Annotated in this window: 1 protein-coding gene; it reads left to right on the forward strand. The window is 62.9% G+C overall.

Going from position 1 to position 1,156, the window contains the following annotated elements:
- The first annotated feature begins 512 nt into the window (after nucleotides 1–512).
- Nucleotides 513–1,148, forward strand: coding sequence for a methyl-accepting chemotaxis protein (locus tag I5W_RS10425; RefSeq protein ID WP_441294727.1), 636 nt, complete (start codon nucleotides 513–515; stop codon nucleotides 1,146–1,148).
- The last annotated feature ends 8 nt before the right edge of the window (nucleotides 1,149–1,156 follow it).

Genomic DNA, 1,156 nt, shown 5'->3' on the forward strand with positions numbered 1-1,156 from the left:
AGCAAAGCTTCGTGCAATACATCGATAGTCTGCCCGTTACTGACGACAGCAATAGAGCAATCAAGATGAGATACGTAGTGCACAGCCAGACATGCAACCGGTTGATCGTCTCATGGTTGTTTGTCAGTGACTCACAGACCCACATCCGCACTTACGTCTCCAGGTTTCTGGGCATTTTGCCATTGGTGGGCGTGTTGGTGTCGCTGATGATGCTGGCGATCATCCGTCGCATTACCGGCAGCCTCGGTGGCGAACCCGCTTATGCGGTGGATATCGCCACCCGCATTGCCAATGGCGACCTGACCGTGCGGGTGCAGACGCGTGCCGGCGATACTCGCAGCCTGCTTTATGAAATGGCCACCATGCGCGAGCGCCTGGCCGGCGTCATCAAGGGTATCCGCCAGGGGACCGAGGCCATCGATATCGGCGCCCACGAGATCGCCGCCGGCAACCTCGACCTGTCTTCGCGTACTGAAGAGCAGGCTGGTTCGCTGGCCACGACGGCCTCCAACATGGATGCGCTCACCGCCACCGTCAAGCAGAATGCCGACAACGCCCGTCAGGCTGGCCAACTGGCCAACAGTGCCTCGGAAATCGCCCGGCGCGGCGGCGATGTGGTGGGGCAGGTGGTGCAGACCATGGAAGGTATTACGGAAAGCTCGCGCAAGATATCGGACATCATTGGCGTGATCGACGGCATCGCCTTCCAGACCAATATCCTGGCGCTCAATGCGGCGGTGGAAGCCGCCCGCGCCGGTGAGCAAGGGCGCGGCTTTGCCGTGGTGGCCTCGGAAGTGCGCTCGCTGGCCCAGCGCAGCGCCCAGGCGGCCAAGGAAATCAAGGCCTTGATCGAGGATTCGGTACAGCGTGTGGGCAGCGGTTCGGACCAGGTGGCGCGCGCCGGTGAAACCATGGGCGAGGTGGTCTCGGCGGTGCATCGCCTGACCGACATCGTCAGTGAAATCTCGGCCGCATCCGAAGAGCAGCGGCGCGGCATCGAACAGGTCAACCTGGCCGTCGGCGAAATGGACCAGGTGACCCAGCAGAATGCAGCGCTGGTGGAAGAAGCGGCCGCAGCGGCGGGTTCGCTGGAGGAGCAGGCGCAGCGCCTGAAGGCGGCNGTGGGCGACCTTCCAGGTGGAGGGTGAGCAAGCCA

The sequence above is a fragment of the Herbaspirillum sp. B65 genome (assembly GCF_000333555.1).
Lineage (GTDB): Bacteria > Pseudomonadota > Gammaproteobacteria > Burkholderiales > Burkholderiaceae_D > Herbaspirillum > Herbaspirillum rubrisubalbicans.